General features: G+C 61.8%; 10 protein-coding genes. 5 read left to right on the forward strand and 5 right to left on the reverse strand.

Going from position 1 to position 7,299, the window contains the following annotated elements:
* Positions 1–71: 71 nt before the first annotated feature.
* Both AB0J29_RS36745 and AB0J29_RS36750 read right to left on the reverse strand, forming a co-directional pair.
* Positions 72–434, reverse strand: coding sequence for a hypothetical protein (locus AB0J29_RS36745; protein ID WP_364795884.1), 363 nt, complete (start codon positions 432–434; stop codon positions 72–74).
* A gap of 189 nt (positions 435–623) precedes the next feature.
* Positions 624–1,037, reverse strand: coding sequence for a hypothetical protein (locus AB0J29_RS36750; protein ID WP_364795885.1), 414 nt, complete (start codon positions 1,035–1,037; stop codon positions 624–626).
* Positions 1,038–1,085: 48 nt separating this feature from the next.
* Between AB0J29_RS36750 and AB0J29_RS36755 the strand changes: the two genes are divergently transcribed.
* The 4 genes from AB0J29_RS36755 (at position 1,086) to AB0J29_RS36770 (ending at position 3,443) form a co-directional block, all read left to right on the forward strand.
* Positions 1,086–1,400 carry a hypothetical protein gene (locus tag AB0J29_RS36755; RefSeq protein WP_364795888.1) on the forward strand — a complete coding sequence of 105 codons (315 nt, stop codon included), beginning with the start codon at positions 1,086–1,088 and terminating at the stop codon, positions 1,398–1,400.
* A 21-nt stretch (positions 1,401–1,421) separates the two neighbouring features.
* Entirely contained in the window at positions 1,422–1,922 is a 501-nt protein-coding gene (locus AB0J29_RS36760) for a GNAT family N-acetyltransferase (protein WP_364795890.1), read from the forward strand.
* Positions 1,923–2,176: 254 nt separating this feature from the next.
* Positions 2,177–2,329, forward strand: coding sequence for a DUF397 domain-containing protein (locus tag AB0J29_RS36765; protein ID WP_364795904.1), 153 nt, complete (start codon positions 2,177–2,179; stop codon positions 2,327–2,329).
* A 244-nt stretch (positions 2,330–2,573) separates the two neighbouring features.
* On the forward strand, positions 2,574–3,443 hold the full coding sequence (locus AB0J29_RS36770; protein WP_364795892.1) for a deaminase: 870 nt from the start codon (positions 2,574–2,576) through the stop codon (positions 3,441–3,443).
* Between the two features lie 55 nt (positions 3,444–3,498).
* On the opposite strand, the gene AB0J29_RS36775 is transcribed toward AB0J29_RS36770, so the two are convergent.
* On the reverse strand, positions 3,499–3,837 hold the full coding sequence (locus AB0J29_RS36775) for a hypothetical protein (protein WP_364795895.1): 339 nt from the start codon (positions 3,835–3,837) through the stop codon (positions 3,499–3,501).
* Positions 3,838–4,427: 590 nt separating this feature from the next.
* On the opposite strand from AB0J29_RS36775, the gene AB0J29_RS36780 reads away from it, so the two are divergent.
* Complete coding sequence (locus AB0J29_RS36780) at positions 4,428–5,666, forward strand: DNA sulfur modification protein DndB (RefSeq protein ID WP_364795898.1); 1,239 nt, start codon at positions 4,428–4,430, stop codon at positions 5,664–5,666.
* A gap of 252 nt (positions 5,667–5,918) precedes the next feature.
* On the opposite strand, the gene AB0J29_RS36785 is transcribed toward AB0J29_RS36780, so the two are convergent.
* A complete protein-coding gene (locus tag AB0J29_RS36785; protein ID WP_364795901.1) occupies positions 5,919–6,437 on the reverse strand; it encodes a hypothetical protein in 519 nt (172 codons plus the stop codon).
* 4 nt (positions 6,438–6,441) lie between these two features.
* Positions 6,442–7,023, reverse strand: coding sequence for a hypothetical protein (locus AB0J29_RS36790; RefSeq protein WP_364795902.1), 582 nt, complete (start codon positions 7,021–7,023; stop codon positions 6,442–6,444).
* Positions 7,024–7,299: the final 276 nt, after the last annotated feature.

Raw genomic sequence — 7,299 nt, forward strand, 5'->3', positions numbered from 1 at the left:
TCGTACTGGTCATGAAAACGTCGATCCGAATCTCGCCCCGCGTCAGGCCGATTTGCTGTGAACCGGTGGACTCAACTCAGCCTGACACGCAGGGGTGGGACTCCTGGGCGATCAGTCTCAACTGCGGCGTAACGAAACCCGTGAGCGAGATTGCAGGGCGAGCAGGTCATCGGGCCACGACTCAGTTGTTTACCGCAGTCGATACAGGTGATCCTGTCGAGAGCGGCGTCGACCACACGCCAGTCATGCCTGTCGGGTTCGGTCACGACGAGACGGGCGATTTCGTGTTCGGATTCGCCCTGCCAGTCGCTGAGGAAGCGCCGCCACTCGTCGTTGATGATGTCGTCGACGAGAGTGCAGCAGCGGTGGCAGTCGGGCGCTCCGCCGTACTCGTAGCCGCCACACTCCTCACACCGAACCACATCGGCACCCACAGCCGGTCTCATACTCGTCATTGTCGCTTCCCACTACCACCGACGCCAATGAATTGATCTCTATCCGGTACCAACGGGCGACCAAGCTGACGAGCCAAACATCCCAGTGATGGGAAACCCGCTGCATTTATCGCCGGTCACATTATGCGAGAACCGCCTTCCACCACACGAGACATCCCCGAACCCGAGCTAGAGCAGAGTCAGCAACATGCACAGGACAACAAAGCACAGTATTGCCACATGGATCACTCCGATGCGACGTCTCTGAGGCTCGAAACCGGCTGCGCCGCGGCCTAAGTCGAAGTACGGCGCTGCATAGTAGATCCAGACCGGTCCGCCGGTGGCGTCGATATCGAGCGTCGCCTTGCCGGTATCCCCGAAGCCGAAGCCGTAGCCCGACCAAAGTCGCACCCGATAGCGTCCGGGCAGCAGGGAGAAGTGGTTCTGACCGGGATGCAGCTCGAACCGGAGACCGGGAGCGAACTCGACCATCATCGGCGACCAACCGACCTTCGTCCAGGTCGGGTTGGATGCTTCGACGACAACCGATACCGCCGGTGGCGGCGGTTGCCAATGCTGTGTCGGCTCCCAACCCTGCGTCATCTAACGACTATAAGATGCCGGTCGGGGAGCGCGTAGGCCCTTGTCCGCGTGCAGCTTCGCGGGCTTGCGCCGACGCGGGCCATGTGTAGATCGAACCGGTCGTCGTGGTTGAACTGGATCGAATCCGGGTTCGCCGCGCTGCGCTACTTTGCCCTCAACGGCACCGACCACCACAACCACGGCGAACAGGACGACACCATCGACACCTACATCCGCTGGCGAAACCAGCGCGCCCACCCCAAACGCGACTTCGCCCGTCGGCTCCCAGATCCGGCTGCCGGATTACCACGTTGCTTGACGAGGCATTGGCGCACTTTACCAGATTTGCACGAAAACCGCTGGCGGGGAATGCAATTCGACTGACGAGCGGGGTAGGTCGATACCGTGACAGAGAACGGGTCTGCCCCGTGGTCGGTCGAGCCCGCCGACCCGCGTTCGCCCGAGGCGGCCGCTATCCTCCGGCTCTACCTGGCCGAGATGATATGTCGCTACTACGGCCGTCCCACCGACAACGCGGAGATCGACCGGCATCTGGCCGAAGGCCACGATAGCGACGACCTGACCCCACCCACCGGTCTGCTGCTGCTCGCGCGCCGAAGCGGCGAGGCCGTCGGTTGCGTCGGCCTGCGCCGCCTCGACGCGCAGACGCTCGAGTTGACGCGCATGTTCGTCCGCCCCGATACCCGCGGCGACGGCGCCGCCGCCGAACTGCTCAGCTCGGCCGAGGTCGCCGCCCGCGAACTCGGCGCTCGCACGATCCGCCTAACCACACGCGAGGATCTCGTGGAGGCCCGCGCCTTATACGCGAAGCACGGATATGCCGAGATTCCGCCGTACGGCGACGACCCACTGGCAGACCACTGGTTTGAAAAGAAGCTGGACTGAACGAGGGCGGTGCGCTGATCGGGGTTCGGAGCACTCACGAGCCTCGCCGAACATGCAGGGCATGATCACCGCGGCGCTGAATGGGGTGATTTCGGCTTCGGGCTCGTTCTGCGGTCAAGAGCCTGCGGCGCAGTGCGATGGATGCCGACGCCAGCCGGGTTCTGCTCAGACTGATGGCGAAGTAGAACACCGATCTGGTCAGTGCCGACTGGCTCAAGGGCAGCCGGAGCGGTGCCAGCTCGAACTGCGTCGAAATCGCTTTCCTCCCGAACAACCATGTCGACGTTCATGATTCGAAGAACCCATCCGGCCCCACACTCGTGTTCACCCAGTCCGAATGGTCGGCCTTCACCGCCGCACGACTCGCGGACACTTCGACCGCTGACAGCCTGCCGGTCTCGTGGTGAGCAGGTCGTCAGCGCTGAGGCGTTGTCCTGCTTACTGTTCGACGGACATGGCACTTCGCAACATGTTGAAGCGGAATCCGACCCCATTGACATCCCATCGCCGCACGTCAAACGCCCTGCTCGGGGCCCGACTCACATTCCGAAGCCGAATAACCTCTGCGCGTAACCCACCGACCCGACCGGTGCCGGCGCGACACATGGACCTAATTTTCACGAGTTGATCCAAGGCTGCCAATCTGAACGCATGGACCATGGACCAGGCACCCACTCGTGTAAGGACGTCGAACGCGCGTTCGCCGCACGAGCGATCGAAGAGGCACGGAAGTCTCCTGGGAACGCCCGCGTCGGCGCTGTCATAGCGAGCGGAGACAGCACCCTGGCGACTGGCTACAAAGGCGAGGTCGAGGGTTTGCACGCAGAGCAAGTAGCCCTCCAGAAGGCCCGGGTGGCTGACACCAACCTCGCCGGAGCCTCGCTCTACACGACGCTGGAGCCGTGCGCGAACTCCCGGACGTCCCGGGTTCCGTGCGCGGAACTCATCGCAGAGGCGGGCATTACCGTTGTCCATATAGGCGAATACGACCCCAACCCTCAGGTCAACCGCCTCGGATGGAAGTACCTGCGCGACCACGGCGTCCAGCTCCGCGATTTTCCGGCCGACCTTCGCGAGCAGGTGCGCGACGCCAACACGGACTTTACACAGGTATTCACACGGGGAACCGGCATGAGCGCGGGCGCAAAGTTTGACTTCACGATGAACGGCGGCCAGTTCACCATCAGTGTCGATGAGCAGCCCAACAGTGCCTCATGGGTAACCCGTTGGAGCAATTGCGGCGCCTCGGCCATCTACATGTATGGAGGAACGCCCGGTGTCGTCGCACTGGCGCGCTACGCGAACCAGTTCAACGAGATTGACGATCCCGACGCGCTGGACTATGGACACCATTCGCCCAAGATCGACGTGGGGTCTATCGGTGTAATGCGCAACAAGCACGGACATGTCCTCTGCAAAGTCACCGCGATCGAACCCACGGCTGACTACGGCGGCACCGGACATGTCTCGGTCACCATCAGATGGGAGATCCGTCTGGCCGAAGGCGATTCAAGAAGGTAGCTCAGGCCGATCCGACCTACCGCCGACGACGTGACCATGGTGACGGAGCAGATCCTCAACCCGTAGCGCCGAGGCGGACGAGGGCCAGATCCCACTGACCGTGCTGATCCGCCCAGGTGGTCACGACCTCGCCACGGCCGACTGGGTTCCCTTCCGGCGCGTCGTCGGTCGCGTAGTCGACGTCCTCCTCGACCACCGCCATGATCCGCAGCACGTCCTCCCTGGTCCCGTCCGTCCGCACCAGGATCTGCTCCACCCGCCAGTCGGCGCTGCTCAGATCACGCCCCACCAAATCGCACCCGTCGACCAGCTCCTCGTCGACCTTGAAAATCGTCCCCGGCCCGTCTACCCGCAACGTCTCGGTGTCCCCGATCATCAGAAAGTCGCTCACCATATCCCGCTCGCCGCGCAGCAACGCCCGGGTCGAGCCACCCCGGATCCCGGTCCAGGCCGACCTCGTCGATGAAATTCACCCAGGCATACAGCGCATACGGCATGCCGAACTCCTAAGCACGCCCGACACTTTCCGGCGATCGAGCCGCAGCGGAGCCACAGGACCTCCGCCCGGCGTCATGTCGTGACGACCCCGGCCGAGCCCCATCATTTCGACCACCGCCGGGCAACGGATCGCCGCCGGTACGCGCAATCCGTTGTCGCCGTGAGTCATTCAACCCGAGTTGGACGCAGGTCAGCTGCTTCAGGTTCCAGCCCAGTCGACACGCAATCGGGCGTCTGCTAAAGGTCGCGATTCTCCTGGTCGAACGGACGCCAAGGATGACCGGGAACGGGACACGGACCAAGGCGTGCCAGCTATGGGTCATAGTGAGCAACCATCTCCGAAACCGCGGCCTGCACGATTCGGCACAAGGCTAACCGCGGTCAGCAAAATCGAAGTGTTGCGCCAACCGCGGTTACGGGTCTAGGGTCACTGTTAGCTAAATCGCAACGCGCAACAAGGTTTCCGACAAAGTTAGGAACTCGCACGTGTCCCTCAGCACGACCTTGAAGCCCGTCACTACGGGCTTTCCACTGCGACTCACACCGCTCCGGCCGACGGTTGCCATCGGCACAATCGACATCGAAAACCTGCTCTACATGGTCAATGACCCCGTGCGTGTCGAGGAGGATGCTGCGCGTGACCGCAAGGCAGGCCATGAAGTTGACGACTACGGCCGATTGCGGGAGTTGGTGCAGCGCATGGTCGGAACCGCAAAGAGCCCGAAGTCCAAGAACGTCGCCAGCTACGCCGACTATCTTGCCAGCGGCATCACCGGGGAACTCGGTAATGCTTGGTCGGTTCCTCCCGTGACGCTCTGGTGCCCGCGACCGCTGGAGATTGAAGAGGAGACCGGTAGCGCCTTCTTTCCGATCCGCGATGGTCTCATCGCCATCGATGGGGAAACCCAGATCACCGCGCTGCACCGCATCAAGAAGAACCCTGGAGCGTTCGGCTTGTCTGAGTTCGACTTTGGCGAAGCGGTAATGGCCTTCGAGGTGTACCACGGCATCTCGGCTCTCGAGGCCCGGCAAATATTCCACGACCGCAACAACAAGGGTGCCCCTGTGGACAAGTCGCTCGCCATGTCAATGGACATGCGGGACTTCGGCACCACCATCACACAACAGCTCATCGAGTCCACGATCGTCACCATCGATGGTGAGGATGTGACGCTGTTGGAACTGGTCCTGACCGGAAAGCGACAGGTCGGGGCCAAATCTAAGGAATGGTTCACCCTTCAGGGTCTCCGTACGCTGGTCGTTACCACGCTGCTTGGAAAGGCCGGTATTCAGGCCGCGTCGGCCGACGTTCATCCCACGGACATTGCTGGCGAGCCCGATCAGACAACCGTCAAGCGCGAGACAGTGGAACTCCTCAGTGCGTTCTTGCGCGCCAGCACGGACTTGTTCAACAACAAGACGGCTATTACAGCACCTGCGGTCATGGCGGCGCTGGGCGCGCTCATCCACCGTGAAACGTCCTGGACCAAAGACCCGCTCCCGGTTGGTCAGACCGTTGAGAGCCTGCTGAGCGATGTGAAGTGGGCGCGCGGAGGGGCCTACTGGGGTGGCATCGCAGCGAAGGTCAACGACAAGGGCGTTGTCAGCTGGGCCGGTGGCGCACGCGACTCCGGCCACAAGGTGTATGAGGCACTCAGCAACCCTCACTCTGAGGTTGGCAGGCAGGTTCGGGGTCTTCCGTACCGGGCAGCGTCCACCTCATAGTCATAAGAGGTCACCACGGCCCGAGTGACAACTAGCCCCGCCGACCAAGTTCGGCGGGGCTACCGCATTCAGGCCAACCCAAAGCGCTGATGCCGATAGTGGCCGAGACGAGCAACCGATCGAGCTGCTCGAGCGGTACATACCCGCGCCGACCAATCTGAGCCCCACGGGGGCCTACTTCTTCACAGACGCTGATCCGCTACGGAACTCGACCACGTGGCGCAGCCGAATAACCTCACCAAACATGGGCTCCTATGACGCCGGTTCCAGTCTGTCGTGCCCTGGCCGAGGCACCAGCACCGATTCGGCGGTCAGTGCCCCGCGGTCGCGTACTCCGAGAGGCTTCCGATCACCGCTCCAAGGAACGACCTGAACCGGCTTGCCTTTGTCGACGAACAGGTAGTAGCCCTGCTCCGGTCCTTCCCGGTAACCCATTGTGGGGAGATGCTTCCAACACTGACCTGGCGTGTTCGCGTTCTTGTTGAGGTCGGCCACTTCGGTGGAAATACGCACCTCCACCAACCGCTCCCAGCCATCAGTCCAACCGGCCGCACGGGTTATTTCGATCAGCGTGGCTCCATCCGTACCTTTCGCCACCTCACGCAGCGCGGCATCGAAACGTTTGCTCGATCCAAGCGGCTCATCGTAAGGAGAGCTGAAATCGAATGTGCCAGTGCAATTTTGATCGTCGGCTCGATCGGCGGAGAAGGTGCAGGCGCTCAGCGCCGACACGGCAGCGGAGACCAGCAGTACGTACTTCAGCTTAGTCATGTGATCATTTCTTCCCTGGCAACGGAATCTCAACTCCGGCAGGCTGGCCGGTATCGCTCTCGCTCACGCTGTTGCTCCAGGTGATCGTCGGCCGACTCCGGATACCGGTGGCCGGATCGACCGGGCTGCCGAGGACGATGGCTTGCCCATTGTCGATGTGTTCCTTGACCTTCTGCGCCAACTCTTCGGCCGATGCGTTCGAATTCGCCAGGCCGATCTTTCGCCCTTGTTCGTTGTTGTACAGATCCATAGCCTCGCGATGTGGCGGGTTCCCACCGATCTTTTCATGGCTCGTGGTGTAGGTCTGGGTCCAATCCTCACCGAACTTTTGCGTCATCAACGCATTCCAGTATGTATGCCGGAATGCGTCACCGTGCCCGTCCAGGCAGGAGGTCGGATACCGCTTCTTGGCTTCGTCCTCCGCCAGCGAGGTGATATCGAAGAAGTCCTTCAGACCGGATAGCCCCTTTTTGGAATAGAGGTTATCGAGAGCCCTGGACTCCTCCTCGGTCATCAGAGTGACCTTGAAATCTGGTATCGCCATCCGAATGACGTCGAGCAGTACGCCATCCGACGGCCAGATCACCGGTTTGGAACTCGTTTGAGGTGCGCTGCCCGACGCGCGCTGTACTCGTCCATTGTTCCCCAACCCCGATCAACACATGGATCTTCTTCGACTTACAGCGGAACTCTATCGGTCACAAGTTAACAGCGGCAAACCCGTTGGGACTGGGTCGGCCCGTGTCACGGTGTTGGTCTCGGGAGCTGTGAATCGCCCCGGCTTTGGTGCACACCGTTTTATCTGTCACCGGCTGGTTGCTCGGCGCGGTGTGCATAGTAGTCGGCTTCATACTCGGCTGGT

Origin of the sequence: Nocardia sp. NPDC049707 (assembly GCF_040674855.1) — a bacterium.
Taxonomy (GTDB): Bacteria; Actinomycetota; Actinomycetes; order Mycobacteriales; family Mycobacteriaceae; genus Nocardia.